Origin of the sequence: Serratia liquefaciens ATCC 27592 (assembly GCF_000422085.1) — a bacterium.
Classification (GTDB): domain Bacteria; phylum Pseudomonadota; class Gammaproteobacteria; order Enterobacterales; family Enterobacteriaceae; genus Serratia; species Serratia liquefaciens.
In genome coordinates, this window is sequence record NC_021741.1 from 3,131,575 (window position 1) to 3,148,043 (window position 16,469).

The following is a 16,469-nucleotide window of genomic DNA, read 5'->3' on the forward strand; positions in this document are numbered from 1 at the left end:
AACGGGCAGGTGTTAACTGTAGGCGTTGAGCGTACGCTGGCACAAGGCGGAGCGGACGCAGTCTTGTTTATCAAAGCGGATGATGCCGATCATTTCATCCTCTTCGAAGCGCTCCATCGCATCGCTGAGGCCGGACTTCACGCCGCGCGGCAAGTCGCACTGGGTGATGTCACCATTGACGATGACCGTGACGTTCTCACCCAGACGGGTCAGGAACATCTTCATTTGGCTGGCGGTAACGTTCTGGGCTTCATCCAGAATAACCACCGCATTTTCGAAAGTACGCCCGCGCATATAAGCGAAAGGCGCGATCTCCACCTTGCCGATTTCCGGACGCAGGCAGTATTGCATAAAGGACGATCCTAAACGGCGCACCAGAATGTCATACACCGGACGGAAATAAGGGGCGAATTTCTCAGAGATATCCCCCGGCAAGAAACCGAGGTCTTCATCCGCCTGCAGAACCGGACGAGTAACGATAATCCGATCCACTTCTTTATGTATAAGGGCTTCGGCCGCTTTCGCAGCGCTGATAAATGTTTTGCCGCAGCCGGCTTCACCGGTGGCAAATATCAACTGCTTCTTGTCTATGGCTATTAAGTAATGACCCTGAGCTTCGGTTCGAGCCAGAATGGGGGAGCTATCGCGCTTGTCACGTGCCATGCCGATAGACTCAACACCACCCATTTGTACCAGCGAGGTTACGGATTCTTCTTCCAGCTGGCGATGACTACGAGCGTCACGGCGAATAACGCGTTTCGCTTCACGACGTGCTTTGATCACTGCTTTTTGTCTCATAGTGGCACCTTACAGTTTGTTTCACCTACCGCAACGGCCTGGCCGTGCGATTATGTTTCACATACAGATGCGGGTTTGGCTCCCTTTTGAGCCGACGATAGCCAATAGAAAAAGTGAATATCCGACGGGCATTTCGGCACGCCGATTTTTCACGGGACAACGCGATTGCATAATTAAATCGAGAGAGAAAAGTGACAGGAATTTGTGATAACGGGAGTGCGGTCTGGTCAGAAAAAGAGAGTCGGAGAGAGTGCCCTCGTTACAACGAGTCATCAGGGAAGAACTGTTATTTTTTCTTTCTAGCCCAACCAAGGACTTTACCATTAGCGATCCCCGCAGTGTTATTTACAGCTTCGAGCTGTGCACCTTGTGAAAACTACCGCCAGATGATTACAGTATAATGACATTCAAACCGCGCACGTTGCTAAAATGTAAAAAAATTTAATCTTTTTTGTTTTTAGGCGCCGCAAGAACACTATATCACGCCGATTACGTCATTCAATAAAATTTTTATCACGTTAGATATCATGCTGTTATGATTAAAATACGCGGATGACATTTCGGTTTCCTGATTAAATTTTGCACAAACAAAAACCTGCACATCGCCCCAAATTTATAAATAAAAAAGGCGGGAAAGCTCCCGCCCTGCCGTTCTTTGATTGCGTCGGTAACGCTGTTTAGCGTTATTCGAAGGTATAAGAAACGCTTACCCCGCCGCCCCAGTTTCTTCCCGGAGCCGGTTCGTAGTAACGGCCATTGCCTTCATTGACGATCACCGACCCCACGTATTGGCGGTCAAACAGGTTATCCACCCGACCGAAAACATTCAGCATCCAGTTCCCCATTGGATAACGATAGCCTGTATTTAAACCCACGGTGGTATAGGCCGGAGCCTGTTCAGTGTTGGCATCATTAACTTCGATATCGCTCATGTAACGTACCTCCGCACCGGCATACCACCCTTCAGGTGGGGACCAGGCCAATGAGGCATAGCCCATATTGCGCGCAATGCCCGGCATACGGTTGCCGCTTGGCACCTTATTGGCTTCTGAACACTGGCTGTCCCCGCACACATCATCGCGGTAACGCGCATCTAACAGTGTCCAGGCCAACTGCACTCGCCAATCGTAGGCGAATTGCTGATCCAGCGCCAATTCCAGCCCGCGTCGGCGGGTCTGCCCGGCGTTTTTGTAGCTGGTGCGGCCGTTGCTGCTTTCATCCACCACAATTTCGTTACGCGTGTCGGTCTGGAATACTGCGGCGGTCAGCAGGCCGTTGCCAATGCGGGTTTTACTGCCCAACTCAACAGTGTCACTGGTCGAAGGCTGTAAACCAAAGTTTAGCCCAGCCTGATCGCCGGAACGGTACGACAGTTCGTTAATGGTCGGGGTTTCAAACCCGCGACCGGCGGACAGATACAGGTTCCAGCCGCTCATCACCGCATAGTTCAGCGAGCCTGCCGGCAACCATTTATGGTAGCTGGCGTTACCGCTGTCATCACCGTTGCTGCTGGTCACGTAGTGGTCGTTGGAGTCGAAATTGACCGTGCTGTAACGCATGCCGGCATCCAGCGTCAGTTTTTGCGTCAACTGCCACGAACTTTGCAGATAGGGATCCAGGTTCCACATCAGGTTGCGCTCATTGCGGCGCAGCGCCCCCTGGGTGCCCAACTCGGTTACGCCGTTAACCTGGGTAAAGTTTTCATAGCCTTTACGCTGTTCGGTCATGGTTTCATAGTCCAACCCGCCGGTCAGGGTATAGGGTACGCCCAGCTCACCGCGGTGCGTCCAGCGGGTATCAATCCCCTGATAGTGGCGCGTCAGGTCAATCACCCCGCCAGGATGCTGGGCGCTACGCTGCTGCACCGCAACCGGGATCGACTGGTACTGGGTGGTTTCGCGCTCACCGGCGTACATCATGATGCTCAGGTCGTCATCGGCCCCCATCTGGCGCTCATAGTGCAACCCGGCCTGGGTCTGCGAAGTGCTTTTTCGGGTGTTGTACTGGTCGGCACGCGGCGCCTGGCGCGGATTATCGTGCCATTCCGCGTTCGTCAGGCCTCCCGGGTCATTGGCGTGAATATCGACGCTGTTGAACAACAGCGTCAGGGTGCTGACATCGTCGATGCGTACGCCCAGCTTGGCATTGCCGAGGTTTTTCTGCGCGCCGCTGTGATCGCGAAAGCCCTGTGTCGTGAACCGGGTACCGGAAATAGTGTAGTTAACGTCACCGGCGTGGGTGCCGTCGCCGGTTGCCCCGGTCGCCTTGACGCCATAACGCCAGGTGCCGTAACTGCCAAAGTACGAACTGGCTTCAAGGCGCGCAGGTTGCTGGCCGGTTTCGGTTTCCACATTCACCATGCCGCCAGAGGCATTGCCGTAGAGGGCGGAAAACGGCCCGCGCAGCACCTCCACCTTTTCAACCGAGTTAAGGTCAATGTTCGACGTCTGGCCCTGACCATCCGGCATGGTGGCAGGAATACCATCGACATAAATACGTACGCCGCGCACGCCATACATTGAACGTGCACCAAAGCCCCGCACCGAAAGCTGCAGATCCTGCGCGTAGTTCTGGCGGTTCTGAATTTGCAGGCCGGGCACGCTGCCCAGACTTTCCGACAGGTTGATCTGCGGCCTGGCCTCACGGATTTGATCGCCATTCACCACGCTGACGGCAGCCGGGGTGGACAGTTCGGATAGGCCGCTGCGTTTGGCCGTGACCACCATGGTCTGTTCGCTATCCTTGTCCTGCGCCAGGGCGCAGACAGGCAGTAAGGCAGGGATAACCAGAGCTGAAACCGCCAACCGGTTTTTATGAGTGCTTTTCATCAGGAGAATGCCGTTAAAGGGATCGGAAAATATGAACCATTTGGAACGTTATGGCCGATATGTTAATGCTTTTAACAAAAAATGAAAATAGTTAGCCTAATTAAAGACGGAGCTCTCGATTTCGCAAGCCCAGGGTTGATTTTAATTAACGGCTGTTGATTCAAAAATAAGGCGGGGAAACCCCGCCTGGTGAAGTGAGGCTCAGGCTTTCAGCAAGCCGCTGCCCAGATAGTCGTTGCTGTCTTTGACCCCTGGCAGCGCAAAGAAATAACCACCGCCGATAGGTTTGACGTACTCTTCCAGCGCCTCGCCGTTCAGACGTTTTTGCACCGTCAGGAAACCTTTCTCCAAATCGGCCTGGTAGCAGACGAACAGCAGCCCCATTTCCAACTGGCCGGCGTTGGACACGCCGATCGAATAGCTATAACCCCGGCGCAGCAGCAAATTACTCTGAGTTTGCGGGGTGCGCGGGTTTGCCAGGCGGATATGCGCATCCATCGGGATCATCTTCCCTTCGGGATCCTTCTCATAGTCCGGCTCGTCGTGTTCATGCTTCATACCCAGCGGCGCACCGCTGTGCTTTTCGCGGCCGAAAATGGTTTGCTGCTCCTGCAGCGGAGTGCGATCCCAGAACTCCACGTGGAAACGGATAATACGCGCGGCCTGATAGCTACCGCCCACCGCCCATGCCGGTTCCCCGACGTTATCAGCCACCCACACCACCTGATCCATCAGCGGCTTATCGTCGGTTTTCGGGTTGGCGGTGCCGTCTTTAAAGCCCAGCAGGTTGATTGGCGTTTCTTTGCCCTTGCTACGTGCGGCGTGGGCGGAAATAAACCCTTCTCGCTTCCAGCGCACGCTGAGCAGATCCGGCGAATGCTTGATGATGTCACGCAGCGCGTGGATCACGGTTTCATTGGTATTGGCGCAAATCTGCAACACCAAATCGCCGTGGCACAGGCTGGCGTCCAGCGAGTCGTTGGGAAAACGCGTCATTTTTTGCAGCCGCAGCGGCTTCTGGGCCTGCAGACCGAAACGCTCGTCAAACAGCGAGGTTCCAACCGACACGGTGATGGTCAGGTTATCCGGGTAGATCTCCGGCCCCATGATGCCCGAATCAAGCGGTGGCAGCTTGGGATCCACTTCCGGCGCTTTGCCGCCGGTGGTCAAAAACGCAATGCGGTTGGTCAACAGCCGAAACAGCCGCTCCAAATCCTGCTTGTTGCTGGCCAGCACGTCAAAGGCCACCAGCATCATCGCCGCTTGCTGCGGCGTGAGGATCCCGGCCTGATGCGCGCCGTAGAACGGTTGCTTCTGCCAGCGTTCATCCTTGGCGACCGCCAGCGGTTCCGCCGTTTTATCTGCCGCCTGGGTCAGACGACTGCCGCCCAGCGCCAGTACGCCCAGCCCCAATCCCTGCAATAAACGACGGCGCGACGGTGACGCCGCACCCTGCGTTTGTGGATGCGGCCCGTTTTCCGGGCCGATCTTGTTACTCATGATGCTTTGCCTCAGTCCAGACCCAGAACGCCACGCAGCTGTGACAAATCTTCCGCCAGAGTGGTGATTGGCCCTTTCATGGCGTTGCGATCGGCATCGGTCAGCTTCTCGTAAGACTCATAGCCATCTTTGGTTTTGTATTTCGCCAGAATGGTATCGACGGTTTTAAAGTTGGCGTCGATCTTGTCCAGCAACGGCTTGTTGGCCTTGACCAACAGCGGGCGCAGCAGGTTAACGATTTTTTGCGCGCCGTCTACGTTGGCCTGGAAGTCCCACAGGTCGGTGCGGCTGTAACGGTCTTCTTCACCGCTGATTTTGCTCGCCGCCACTTCTTCGATCAGGCCCGCAGCGCCGCCCACTACCTTACTTGGCGGGAAGGTCAGGTCGGTCACGCGTTTTTGCAGCTCAAGGGTGTCCTTGTACAGCTGATCGGCGTATTGGTTCATGTCTTTGGTGGTGTTGTCGGCAAACAGCGCTTTCTCCAGGCGGTGGAAACCGGTGAACTTCGGATCTTCCGCTTTTTTCTCGTAGTCATCTTCGCGGGCGTCGATACTGCCGTCCAAATCGGAGAACAGCTCGGCGATCGGCTCAATTCGCTCGTAATGCTGACGGGTCGGCGCATAGAGTTTACGCGCTTCTGCCACGTTGCCGGCCTTCACGGCATCGGTGAACAGCTTGGTCTGTTTGACCAGCCCTTCCACTTCTTTGGTGACGTAGACTTTGTATTCAGCAATCGGCCCAACCAAATCCATGGCGTTCGGTTTGCCGTCGGTGGCAGCACCGGCCGCCGCGGTCACGGTCAGCTTGCCTTTCGGATTGCTGAGCAGCCCACAGGTCATGTCGTATTCGCCCGCTTCCAGATTGGCGGTCATCTTCTGGGTGAAGCCCGGCGCGATGTTTTCACGCTCTTCCACCACCATCACCCCTTTCAGGATTTCCCACTCCACGTTTTTCTGGCTGGTGTTGTGCACCACAAACTGGGTTTTACCGGCCGGCACCGTCAGTTGCATCGGCTCACACTGTTTGTCGTTAACGGTAATCTTTACCTGCGGCACGTCCGCCGCCAGAGCATCAATGCTCAGCGCGAACGCCGGGAGAGCCAGTAATGCTGCGTGCAAAGCCTTGCGGCGGAATAACGGAGTAGACATACAAGATTCCCTATTAAATTAGTGATTGATTTTACGTTGCGTCGAAACCGCGACCGGTTCCACACGCTGCGGCAGGAAAAAGAAAATCAGTGCTGGGATCAAATACAAGAAGTAGACCGCCACTTCGCTTACCGTTGGCGTTTCCTGGTAGCCGAAGATGCCTTCAAGCAGGGTGCCAAACAGGGAGTGGGTCGACAGATGGTTACTCAGATCAAACGCGATGTCCTGGAAGTGGTTCCACAACCCGGCCTCGTGGAAGGCGCGGATCGCCCCGGCTGCCAGGCCGGCGGCAACGAACAGGATAAACAGGCTGGTCCATTTGAAGAATTTGGCCAGGTGCAGCTTCACGCCGCCCCAGTAAATCATCATGCCCAGTACAATGGCGGCCACCAGACCAAGCACCGCACCTATCGGGGCTTCAATCCCCACGTCTTGCTGGAAAGCCGCCAGCAGGAAGAACACCGACTCCAGCCCTTCACGCGCCACGGCAAAAAACACCATCGCTACCAGCGCCCAGCCCTGACCTTTGCCGGAGTTGAGCGCATTGTCGATGGCGCCTTCCAGATGCACCTTGACCGATTTGGAGACCTTACGCATCCAGAACACCATATAGGTCAGGATCAATACCGCTACCACCGCGACAATGCCCTCGAACAGTTCTTGCTGCTTTTGCGGGAATTCGCCGGTGGTTTCATTGATGAAGATGCCGAGCGCCAGGCACAGAGCGGCGGCAACAATCACCCCTATCCATACCACGCCTAACCATTGACCCCGCTGCGTGCGTTTCAGGTAGCTGGCAATCAGGCTGACGATCAACGCCGCCTCCAGCCCCTCACGGAACATGATAAGGAAGGGAACAAACATAAGTAATAACCCCTAAAAAGGCAGCTGCTGCGAAGCGTCCGCACGTCAGAAATGACGGCAGCGCCAATGTAAAGAAAAGTAAAACACAACGATAGTGATTATCATTCTGGCTGAAAGAAATACAAGAGCGCCAAGGGTGATTTTTTCTAATCAAATGTCGCCAGTTGTTTCCGCAAGATGGCGAAAAACCTGGGAGGATGAAATAAAAAAGGCGCCTTAAGCGCCTTTTTGACTCGCGATGCGAGAGATTAAACGGTTTTGAACTCGGCTTCCGCCTGATCGAAACGCTCGGTAATGGTGGCGGAAGGAGAACGCCCCATCAGGCTCACCACCACGATGGCGATACAGCCGAACAGGAAGCCCGGGATGATTTCATACAGATCCAGCCAGGCGAAGTGTTTCCAGACGATCACCGTTACTGCGCCAACCAGCATGCCGGCCAGGGCGCCGTTACGCGTCATGCGTGACCACATGACCGAGATCAGCACCACCGGACCGAAGGCAGCGCCGAAGCCGGCCCAGGCGTAGCTCACCAGACCCAGCACGCGGTTTTCCGGGTTTGCCGCCAGCGCGATAGCCACTAACGCCACCACCAGCACCATGATGCGCCCTACCCATACCAGCTCACGCTGGCTGGCGCCCTTACGCAGGAAGGCTTTGTACAGATCTTCGGTAATCGCACTTGAACACACTAACAGCTGGCAGCTCAGGGTACTCATTACCGCCGCCAAAATTGCCGACAGCAAAATGCCGGCGATCCACGGGTTGAACAGAATCATCGCCAGCTCGATAAACACGCGCTCGCCGTTTTGCGACACGTTGCCCGCCTGGTCCGGGTTATTGGCGAAGTAAGCAATACCGAAGAAGCCGACGGCAATGGTGCCCGCCAGACACAGGATCATCCAGGTCATGCTGATGCGACGTGCGCTGCGGATAGTGCGGTGAGAGTCGGCCGCCATAAAGCGCGCCAGAATGTGCGGCTGACCGAAGTAACCCAGCCCCCAGCCCAGCAGCGAGAGAATAGCCACAAAGTTCAGGCCTTTCAGCATGTCGATATTGGCCGGGTTTTGCGCTTCGATAACCAGCATCGAAGTATCGATGCCGCCGACGGCAAAGATAACAATCACTGGCGTCAGGATCAGCGCGAAAATCATCAGGCTGGCCTGGACGGTGTCGGTCCAGCTCACCGCCAGGAATCCGCCGATAAAGGTATAAAGGATAGTGGCCGCAGCGCCGGCCCACAGCGCCGTTTCGTAGCTCATGCCAAAGGTGCTTTCGAACAGACGCGCACCGGCGACGATGCCGGAAGCACAATAGATAGTGAAGAACACCAGAATGACAATCGCGGAGATCACCCGCAGCAGCTTGCTGTTGTCTTCAAAACGGCTGGTGAAATAATCCGGTAACGTCAGGGCGTTATTGTTGGCTTCGGTATGAACACGCAGCCGCCCTGCCACCAGCTTCCAGTTAAGGTAAGCGCCGATGGTCAGGCCTATCGCAATCCAGCTTTCGGAAATGCCGGACAGGAAGATGGCGCCCGGCAGGCCCATCAGCAACCAGCCGCTCATATCCGATGCGCCGGCAGAGAGCGCGGTCACCACGCTGCCCAGGCTACGACCGCCCAGAATGTAGTCGTCAAAGTTATTGGTTGCCCGGTAGGCAAGTAGGCCGATTAACACCATCCCGAAGATATACACCAGGAAGGTGACCAGCATTGGTGTGCTCATTGTCATGAAATTCTCCACTCTCATTATTATTTCGCGCTGTATTGCGATAGTTACTGCTTGCCAATCCGCCGGAACGTGGCGAAAAGCGGACACTCCCGCGAGTGAAAATAGTTTCCCCCCGCAATTGTCTGACCGTCGGCTATCCTAGTTGACCTGTTGATTATCCAACAAGACATTTAACAACAAAGTTACACAAAGTTTACCCTGCGTCACATTTAACCACCCGCAAGGTTACACCCCGCATTCAAAAACAGAGTTGCACCTCATACTAATTCAACGTTACCCCTGATATTGCTGGGGTTAACGCGTATAGACGACCGACCCTCGACGCACCACCCCACTGGCAGAGCAAGAACCATGCCGATTATTGATGTTAAAAAACCGATGGAACTCACACTTCGTTCATCCGCCTGATTTAACACGGTTGCACAAAGTTGCAACATGCAGGATATTGTCTGCATTCATCACAGCACACAACGCACGAACCTATCCCAGCAGCCTATCTGGCCCGCAGTTTGTATAGCCTGATGGGATAGGTTCTTAACACAGGAGTTGGATTGGCATGGGCACTACCACAATGGGCGTGAAACTCGACGAGGCCACTCGCGAGCGAATCAAAAGCGCCGCACAGCGTATCGATCGCACGCCGCACTGGCTGATCAAGCAGGCCATTTTTAATTATCTCGAACGTCTCGAGAACGGTTCCGATATCCCTGAAATTCCAGCACTTGCCGCTGCCGGCCAGGCCGAAGCGGACGACATTATGCCGCAAGTGCAGGAAGAGTCCCACCAGCCATTCCTTGAATTTGCAGAACAAATTCTGCCGCAGTCGGTTAATCGCGCAGCCATCACCGCGGCCTATCGCCGCCCTGAGACTGAAGCGGTGCCGATGTTGCTCGAACAGGCGCGATTACCTGCAGATCTTGCCAAAGCCACCCACAAGATGGCTTACGACATCGCCGAGAAGTTGCGTAACCAAAAGAGTGCAAATGGCCGCGCCGGTATGGTGCAAGGGCTGCTGCAAGAGTTCTCCTTGTCTTCACAGGAAGGCGTGGCGCTGATGTGCCTGGCCGAAGCCCTGCTGCGCATTCCAGACAAGCCAACCCGCGATGCGCTGATCCGCGATAAAATCAGCAACGGCAACTGGCATTCTCACCTCGGCCGTAGCCCATCGCTGTTTGTTAACGCCGCCACCTGGGGCCTGTTGTTCACCGGCAAGCTGGTGTCGACCCATAACGAAGCCAACCTGTCACGCTCGCTGAACCGCATTATCGGCAAAAGCGGCGAACCGCTGATCCGTAAAGGCGTGGATATGGCGATGCGCCTGATGGGCGAACAGTTCGTGACCGGCGAAACCATCGCCGAAGCGCTGGCCAACGCCCGCAAGCTGGAAGACAAAGGGTTCCGTTATTCCTACGACATGCTGGGTGAAGCTGCCCTGACCGAAGCCGACGCGCAGGCCTATCTGGTGTCTTACCAGCAGGCAATCCATGCGATCGGCAAAGCGTCGAACGGCCGCGGCATCTATGAAGGCCCGGGCATTTCGATCAAGCTGTCCGCTTTGCACCCGCGTTATAGCCGCGCGCAGTACGAACGCGTAATGGAAGAGCTTTACCCTCGCCTGCTGTCATTGACCCTGCAGGCGCGCCAATACGACATCGGTATCAATATCGACGCTGAAGAAGCCGATCGCCTGGAAATCTCGCTCGACCTGCTGGAAAAGCTGTGCTTTGAACCTCAGTTGGCCGGTTGGAACGGTATCGGCTTTGTGATCCAGGCCTATCAGAAACGCTGCCCGTTCGCCATCGATGCAGTCATCGACATGGCACAACGCAGCCGCCGTCGCCTGATGATCCGTCTGGTGAAAGGCGCCTACTGGGACAGCGAAATCAAACGTGCCCAAATGGACGGGCTGGAAGGCTATCCGGTTTACACCCGCAAGGTCTACACCGACGTTTCCTACCTGGCCTGCGCCCGCAAACTGCTGGCGGTGCCGAACCTGATTTATCCGCAGTTCGCGACCCATAACGCCCATACCCTGAGCGCGATTTATCATCTGGCGGGCAACAACTACTACCCGGGCCAGTATGAGTTCCAGTGCCTGCACGGCATGGGTGAACCGCTGTACGAACAAGTGGTGGGTAAAGTGGCCGACGGTAAGCTGAACCGTCCATGTCGCATCTATGCACCGGTCGGCACCCATGAAACGCTGTTGGCGTATCTGGTACGTCGCCTGCTGGAAAACGGCGCTAACACCTCGTTCGTTAACCGTATCGCCGATGCCACCCTGCCGCTCGACGAACTGGTTGCCGATCCGGTCACCGCGGTCGAAGCCCTGGCCGCCAGCGAAGGTCAACTTGGTCTGCCGCACCCACGCATTCCGTTGCCGCGTGAACTCTATGGCACCAAGCGCATCAACTCCAGCGGCCTGGACCTGTCGAACGAACAGCGTCTGGCGTCTCTGTCCAGCGCACTGCTGACCAGCGCTACTCAACCCTGGCGCGCAGAGCCGATTATTGACGCCGAGCTGGATCAGGGCGTGGAGCAACCGGTCATTAACCCTGCCGAGCCGGGCGACGTGGTCGGTTACGTGCGTGAAGCCACCGAAGGTGAAGTCAGCCGGGCGCTCGACGCCGCTGCCGCCGCCGGTCCAATCTGGTTTGCCACCCCGCCGTCCGAGCGCGCCGCCATTCTTGAGCGCGCCGCCGAACTGATGGAAGGCCAACTGCAAAGCCTGTTGGGCATTCTGGTGCGCGAAGCGGGCAAAACCTTTAACAACGCCATCGCCGAAGTGCGCGAAGCGGTCGACTTCCTGCATTACTACGCCGGTCAGGTGCGCGATGATTTCGCCAATGACAGCCACCGTCCGCTGGGCCCGGTGGTGTGTATCAGCCCGTGGAACTTCCCGCTGGCCATCTTCACCGGCCAGATTGCCGCTGCGCTGGCGGCAGGCAACAGCGTTCTGGCCAAACCGGCAGAGCAAACACCGCTGATCGCCGCACAGGCGGTGCGCATTCTGTTGGAAGCCGGCATTCCGCAAGGCGTGCTGCAACTGCTGCCGGGTCAGGGCGAAAGCGTCGGCTCGGTTCTGGTTAATGACGCTCGGGTTCGCGGCGTGATGTTTACCGGCTCGACCGACGTTGCCGGTATCCTGCAACGCAGCATCGCAGGCCGTCTGGATCCGCAAGGTCGTCCAACGCCGCTGATTGCCGAAACCGGTGGTCTGAACGCCATGATCGTCGACTCTTCCGCTCTGACCGAACAGGTAGTGACTGACGTGGTCGCCTCCGCATTCGACAGCGCAGGCCAACGCTGCTCCGCCCTGCGAATCCTGTGCATTCAGGAAGACGTGGCGGAACACACGCTGCAAATGCTGCGCGGCGCGATGGCCGAATGCCGCATGGGCAACCCGGAACGCCTGTCGACCGATATCGGGCCGGTGATCGACGCCGAGGCCAAAACCGGCATCGAACGTCATATTCAGGCGATGCGCGCCAAGGGCCGTAAGGTCTATCAGGCCGCGAAAGGCAACGTACAGGATGAGAAAGAGTGGTCCCGTGGCACCTTTATCAAGCCAACCCTGATCGAACTGGACAGCTTCGACGAGCTGCAAAAAGAGATCTTCGGCCCGGTGCTGCACGTGGTCCGCTTCCAACGCACCAATCTGGAGTCGCTGGTCGATCAGATCAACGCCGCCGGTTATGGTCTGACGCTGGGCGTTCACACCCGTATTGATGAAACCATCGCCCGCGTGACCGAACGCGCCAAGGTGGGCAACCTGTACGTTAACCGCAACATGGTCGGCGCCGTGGTCGGCGTGCAGCCATTTGGTGGCGAAGGCCTGTCCGGCACCGGTCCTAAAGCCGGTGGCCCTCTGTACCTGTATCGCCTGCTGGCCAACCGTCCGGATGATGCGGTGCAACGCACCCTGCACCGCCAGGACGAAGAACGTCCGCTGGAAGCCACCGCGCGGCCACAGTTGCTCAAAGCCCATCAGGCACTGGAGCAATGGGCGATTGCCGAAAACCAGCGCGATCTGGTGACGTTGGCGCAACGCTACGCCGAACTAGGCCAGGGCGGTACCCTACGTCCACTGCCTGGCCCTACCGGCGAGCGCAATACCTATGCCCTGTTGCCGCGTGAGCGCGTACTCTGCCTGGCCGATAACGAGACCGATGCCTTGACGCAGTTGGCCGCAGTACTGGCCGTCGGCAGCAGCGTGCTGTGGCCGGAAGCCGAGCTGCAACGCACCCTGTATCGCCGCCTGCCGGCGGCGGTTCAGGCCAGCATCAGCTTCAGCAAAGACTGGCAGCAGGACAAGGTGGAGTTCGATGCCGCCATTTACCACGGCGACGCCGATCAGCTGCGCACCCTGTGCGAGCAAATTGCCCAGCGCAGTGGCGCGATCGTGTCAGTGCAGGGCTTTGCTCACGGCGAAACCAACATTCTGTTGGAACGCCTGCTGATCGAGCGCTCGCTGAGCGTCAATACCGCAGCCGCCGGCGGTAACGCCAGCCTGATGACCATAGGGTAATCCGTCTGACTGGATGACCGCCGCAGGTCACTTAATCTGCGAACCCTCCCGCAAACCCTGCATTCGTGCAGGGTTTTTTATTGTCTGCGCCCATTCTGCACGCTAGCGTATCGCCCTGATTGTCAAAAAGTGTGTATGGTGTGTATCATAAGGGGACGGTAATCACGTGAGAAGTTCAGAACTGATCGGGCTGTTAGAACAGGAAGGTTGGGTTTTAACGCGGATCAAGGGAAGCCACCATCAGTTTAAGCACCCGAACTCCCGTCTGGTGATCACCGTTCCACATCCGCGAAAGGATCTGAAAGCGGGGACGCTGCGCCAAATCATGAAAGATGCCGGATTGTGCTAACCCGGCGCCATGAGTTAACAGGAGAAATTATGTTCTACCCTGCTTATGTACATTCTGAACCGGACGGCAGCGCCAGCGGCTTCTTTCCCGATGTGCCAGGCTGCTATTTTGCCGGCGATACCCTGGACAGAGCCTTTGAAGACGCCAGAAGTGCGCTGGACGCCCATTTCGAATTCTTGAGCGAAGACAATCAGCCCATTCCTGGCCCACAGGCCGTGACCTTTCATCTGGCACAGGATAACGACAGTCTGAATGGCGGACAGTGGTTGTTGGTCAATATTAATATGGATAAGTTTGATGGTCGGGCGGAGCGTATCAATATTACCTTGCCGCACCGTCTGCTGAACCGCATAGATTCTCTGGTGCAGCAGCATCCCGGTTACGGTAGCCGCAGCGCCTTTTTGGCCGCCGCCGCCCGCAATGAATTATTGAAAGCCGGGTAGTCTATAGCCAGGGGGCTGCACGCCCCCTTGCTTACTGATTCAAAAACTTGTCGAGGAATTGTTGAGTACGCTGGTGCTGCGGATTAGCGAACAGCTCTTTTGCCGGCCCCTGCTCCACGATACGACCGTGGTCCATAAAAATGGCGCGGTCGGCCACGTCGCGGGCAAAGCTCATCTCGTGCGTGACGATCACCATGGTGCGTTTTTCTTCCGCCAGCGAACGTATGGTGTTGAGCACCTCGCCCACCAGCTCCGGGTCGAGCGCCGAGGTCGGTTCGTCAAACAGGATCACTTCCGGTTGCATCGCCAGCGCCCTGGCAATTGCCACCCGCTGCTGCTGGCCGCCGGAAAGACGGCGCGGATAGGCCGACTCTTTGCCGCTCAGCCCCACTTTGGTCAACAAGGCCCGTGCGCGCTGTTCCGCGCTGGCCTTGGGCTCGCCTTTTACGATGACCGGACCTTCAATAATATTTTCCAATACCGAACGGTGCGGGAACAGATTGAAGTTCTGAAACACGAACCCCACCTGCTGGCGTAAGGCACGAACCTGTTTTTTCTGTTTGCTCAGTGGCTTGGAACCGTCGATCAGTATATCGCCGACGCGAATGGTACCGGAATCCGGCACTTCCAGCAGGTTGATGCTGCGCAATAAGGTGGTTTTCCCCGAGCCGCTTGGCCCGATAATCGCCACCACCTCACCGGCACCGACTTCCAGATCAATCCCATGCAGCACCGTTTGACCGTTGAACTGCTTGGTCAGATTTTTCACTTCAATGGCACTCATGCGTTACTCCTGATCCTGGCGGTTTACGTGGGCTTCCAGACGATTTTGCAGCGCAGAAAGCAGGGTCGCCATCACCCAGTAAATCAGCGAGGCCGCCAGATACATGGTGAACACTTCCAGGGTACGCGAGGTAATCAGCTGCGCCTGACGGAACAGTTCCGGCACCTGAATGGTCGCCGCCAGCGAGGTGTCCTTCACCAGGCCGATAAAGCTGTTGCCCAACGGCGGCAATGCGGTACGCGCCGCCTGCGGCAGGATCACCCGACGCAGCGTCTGCCAGCGGGTCATGCCGATGCTGGCTGCCGCTTCCCACTGCCCTTTTTCGATCGACGAAATCGCGGCACGCAGGGTTTCCGAAGTATAGGCGGCAGTATTGAGCGACAGGCCAATCAGCGCCGCCGGGAAGGGATCAAACTCGATACCGAACTGCGGCAGGCCGTAGTAAATCATGAACAGCTGGGCAATCAACGGCGTACCGCGAAACAGTGACACATAAATGCGCGACAGCCATGACAGCGGCCATAACGGCGAAAGGCGCATCAGCGCCAGCAGAAAACCGAGCAGTAAACCGAGCGCCATGCCCCCCAGACTGAGCTGGAGAGTGAGGATCGCGCCCCGCAATAAAAATGGCGCTGAATCCAACGCCAGTTGGATACTTTCGTGCATTATTTAGTTACGTCCGCGCCAAACCATTTCTCGGAGATCTTCGCCAGCGTGCCGTCTTTTTGCATTTCGGCAATCGCCTGGTTAATCGCAGCCAGCAGTTCCGGGTTGTTTTTACGCACCGCCACGCCAGACTCCTGACGAGAGAACGCCGGGCCCGCTACCGCCAGCGTGTCGCCGGTTTTCTTCACCAGATCCAATGCCGCCAGACGGTCAACCAGAATAGCGTTGATACGGCCTACGCGCAGATCCTGGTATTTGGTCGGGTCATCATCATAGGTACGCACGTCCACACCCTGCACATTGTCACGCAACCATTGCTCGTAGTTGGTGCCCAGGCCCACGCCGACCTTTTTACCCTTCAGATCTTCCGGCTTGGTGATGGTGCCTTCGTTACCCTTCTTCACCAAGGCCTGAATGCCGGAGACGGTATAAGGCGTCGAGAAATCGTATTTCTTTTTGCGCTCGTCGGAAATGGTCACCTGATTGATCACCACATCGATGCGTTTTGAGTCCAGCGAAGCCAGCATGCCGTCCCACTTGGTAGGATTCAGCTTGGCTTTAACGCCAAGATGCTCCGCCAGGGCGTTGGCGAAATCCACCTCGAAGCCGGTCAATTTTCCGTCTTCCCCCTGGAAGCTGAACGGCGGATAAGTGCCTTCCAACCCGACAACCAGGGTCCCGTGATGCTTCACCTGCTCCAGCAGGTTATCGGCGGCATAGCTCTGCGTGCTCAAACCGGCGGTCAGCGCAACGCTCATCACGCCCAGCAGCAATTGACGACGAACTTTGGAAAAGATCATAAACACCCCATCTGTTGTTTATCTTTTT

At 56.7% G+C, this 16,469-nt stretch carries 12 protein-coding genes; 3 read left to right on the top strand and 9 right to left on the bottom strand.

Features of this window, described 5'->3' with window-relative positions; genetic code table 11:
• Nucleotides 1-12: 12 nt before the first annotated feature.
• The 6 genes from phoH to putP form a co-directional block, all read right to left on the bottom strand.
• The gene (gene phoH / locus M495_RS14750) at nucleotides 13-798 is read right to left on the bottom strand and encodes a phosphate starvation-inducible protein PhoH (RefSeq protein WP_020827477.1); all 786 of its coding nucleotides are present in this window, start codon (nucleotides 796-798) and stop codon (nucleotides 13-15) included.
• 683 nt (nucleotides 799-1,481) lie between these two features.
• Nucleotides 1,482-3,626 carry a TonB-dependent receptor PqqU gene (gene pqqU, locus M495_RS14755; protein ID WP_020827478.1) on the bottom strand — a complete coding sequence of 715 codons (2,145 nt, stop codon included), beginning with the start codon at nucleotides 3,624-3,626 and terminating at the stop codon, nucleotides 1,482-1,484.
• A 201-nt stretch (nucleotides 3,627-3,827) separates the two neighbouring features.
• Nucleotides 3,828-5,126 carry an iron uptake transporter deferrochelatase/peroxidase subunit gene (efeB, locus tag M495_RS14760; protein ID WP_020827479.1) on the bottom strand — a complete coding sequence of 433 codons (1,299 nt, stop codon included), beginning with the start codon at nucleotides 5,124-5,126 and terminating at the stop codon, nucleotides 3,828-3,830.
• An 11-nt stretch (nucleotides 5,127-5,137) separates the two neighbouring features.
• A complete protein-coding gene (efeO, locus tag M495_RS14765; RefSeq protein ID WP_020827480.1) occupies nucleotides 5,138-6,274 on the bottom strand; it encodes an iron uptake system protein EfeO in 1,137 nt (378 codons plus the stop codon).
• 18 nt (nucleotides 6,275-6,292) lie between these two features.
• The gene (gene efeU / locus M495_RS14770; protein ID WP_020827481.1) at nucleotides 6,293-7,138 is read right to left on the bottom strand and encodes an iron uptake transporter permease EfeU; all 846 of its coding nucleotides are present in this window, start codon (nucleotides 7,136-7,138) and stop codon (nucleotides 6,293-6,295) included.
• 248 nt (nucleotides 7,139-7,386) lie between these two features.
• Entirely contained in the window at nucleotides 7,387-8,871 is a 1,485-nt protein-coding gene (gene putP / locus M495_RS14775) for a sodium/proline symporter PutP (protein ID WP_041414689.1), read from the bottom strand.
• Nucleotides 8,872-9,427: 556 nt separating this feature from the next.
• On the opposite strand from putP, the gene putA reads away from it, so the two are divergent.
• The 3 genes from putA to M495_RS14790 all read left to right on the top strand — a co-directional run bounded on the left by putA (nucleotide 9,428) and on the right by M495_RS14790 (nucleotide 14,191).
• Nucleotides 9,428-13,399, top strand: coding sequence for a trifunctional transcriptional regulator/proline dehydrogenase/L-glutamate gamma-semialdehyde dehydrogenase (putA, locus tag M495_RS14780; protein WP_041414691.1), 3,972 nt, complete (start codon nucleotides 9,428-9,430; stop codon nucleotides 13,397-13,399).
• 166 nt (nucleotides 13,400-13,565) lie between these two features.
• On the top strand, nucleotides 13,566-13,748 hold the full coding sequence (locus M495_RS14785) for a type II toxin-antitoxin system HicA family toxin (RefSeq protein WP_020827484.1): 183 nt from the start codon (nucleotides 13,566-13,568) through the stop codon (nucleotides 13,746-13,748).
• A gap of 29 nt (nucleotides 13,749-13,777) precedes the next feature.
• Nucleotides 13,778-14,191: a type II toxin-antitoxin system HicB family antitoxin gene (locus tag M495_RS14790; protein ID WP_020827485.1), complete on the top strand. Its 414-nt coding sequence runs from the start codon at nucleotides 13,778-13,780 to the stop codon at nucleotides 14,189-14,191.
• A 31-nt stretch (nucleotides 14,192-14,222) separates the two neighbouring features.
• On the opposite strand, the gene tcyN is transcribed toward M495_RS14790, so the two are convergent.
• From tcyN to tcyJ, 3 genes are read right to left on the bottom strand one after another with little or no spacing between them, the layout of a single operon-like run.
• Nucleotides 14,223-14,975 carry an L-cystine ABC transporter ATP-binding protein TcyN gene (gene tcyN, locus M495_RS14795; RefSeq protein ID WP_020827486.1) on the bottom strand — a complete coding sequence of 251 codons (753 nt, stop codon included), beginning with the start codon at nucleotides 14,973-14,975 and terminating at the stop codon, nucleotides 14,223-14,225.
• Between the two features lie 3 nt (nucleotides 14,976-14,978).
• On the bottom strand, nucleotides 14,979-15,641 hold the full coding sequence (gene tcyL / locus M495_RS14800) for a cystine ABC transporter permease (protein ID WP_020827487.1): 663 nt from the start codon (nucleotides 15,639-15,641) through the stop codon (nucleotides 14,979-14,981).
• Nucleotides 15,641-16,441, bottom strand: coding sequence for a cystine ABC transporter substrate-binding protein (gene tcyJ / locus M495_RS14805; protein WP_020827488.1), 801 nt, complete (start codon nucleotides 16,439-16,441; stop codon nucleotides 15,641-15,643). The genes tcyL and tcyJ overlap by 1 nt, the downstream gene beginning before the upstream one ends.
• Nucleotides 16,442-16,469: the final 28 nt, after the last annotated feature.

What these genes read in the sequence shown, in the direction of transcription:
- phoH (WP_020827477.1), bottom strand. Translation starts at nt 798, where the DNA reads ATGAGACAAAAAGCAGTGATCAAAGCACGTCGTGAAGCGAAACGCGTT.
- pqqU (WP_020827478.1), bottom strand. Translation starts at nt 3,626, where the DNA reads ATGAAAAGCACTCATAAAAACCGGTTGGCGGTTTCAGCTCTGGTTATC.
- efeB (WP_020827479.1), bottom strand. Translation starts at nt 5,126, where the DNA reads ATGAGTAACAAGATCGGCCCGGAAAACGGGCCGCATCCACAAACGCAG.
- efeO (WP_020827480.1), bottom strand. Translation starts at nt 6,274, where the DNA reads ATGTCTACTCCGTTATTCCGCCGCAAGGCTTTGCACGCAGCATTACTG.
- efeU (WP_020827481.1), bottom strand. Translation starts at nt 7,138, where the DNA reads ATGTTTGTTCCCTTCCTTATCATGTTCCGTGAGGGGCTGGAGGCGGCG.
- putP (WP_041414689.1), bottom strand. Translation starts at nt 8,871, where the DNA reads ATGACAATGAGCACACCAATGCTGGTCACCTTCCTGGTGTATATCTTC.
- putA (WP_041414691.1), top strand. Translation starts at nt 9,428, where the DNA reads ATGGGCACTACCACAATGGGCGTGAAACTCGACGAGGCCACTCGCGAG.
- M495_RS14790 (WP_020827485.1), top strand. Translation starts at nt 13,778, where the DNA reads ATGTTCTACCCTGCTTATGTACATTCTGAACCGGACGGCAGCGCCAGC.
- tcyN (WP_020827486.1), bottom strand. Translation starts at nt 14,975, where the DNA reads ATGAGTGCCATTGAAGTGAAAAATCTGACCAAGCAGTTCAACGGTCAA.
- tcyL (WP_020827487.1), bottom strand. Translation starts at nt 15,641, where the DNA reads ATGCACGAAAGTATCCAACTGGCGTTGGATTCAGCGCCATTTTTATTG.
- tcyJ (WP_020827488.1), bottom strand. Translation starts at nt 16,441, where the DNA reads ATGATCTTTTCCAAAGTTCGTCGTCAATTGCTGCTGGGCGTGATGAGC.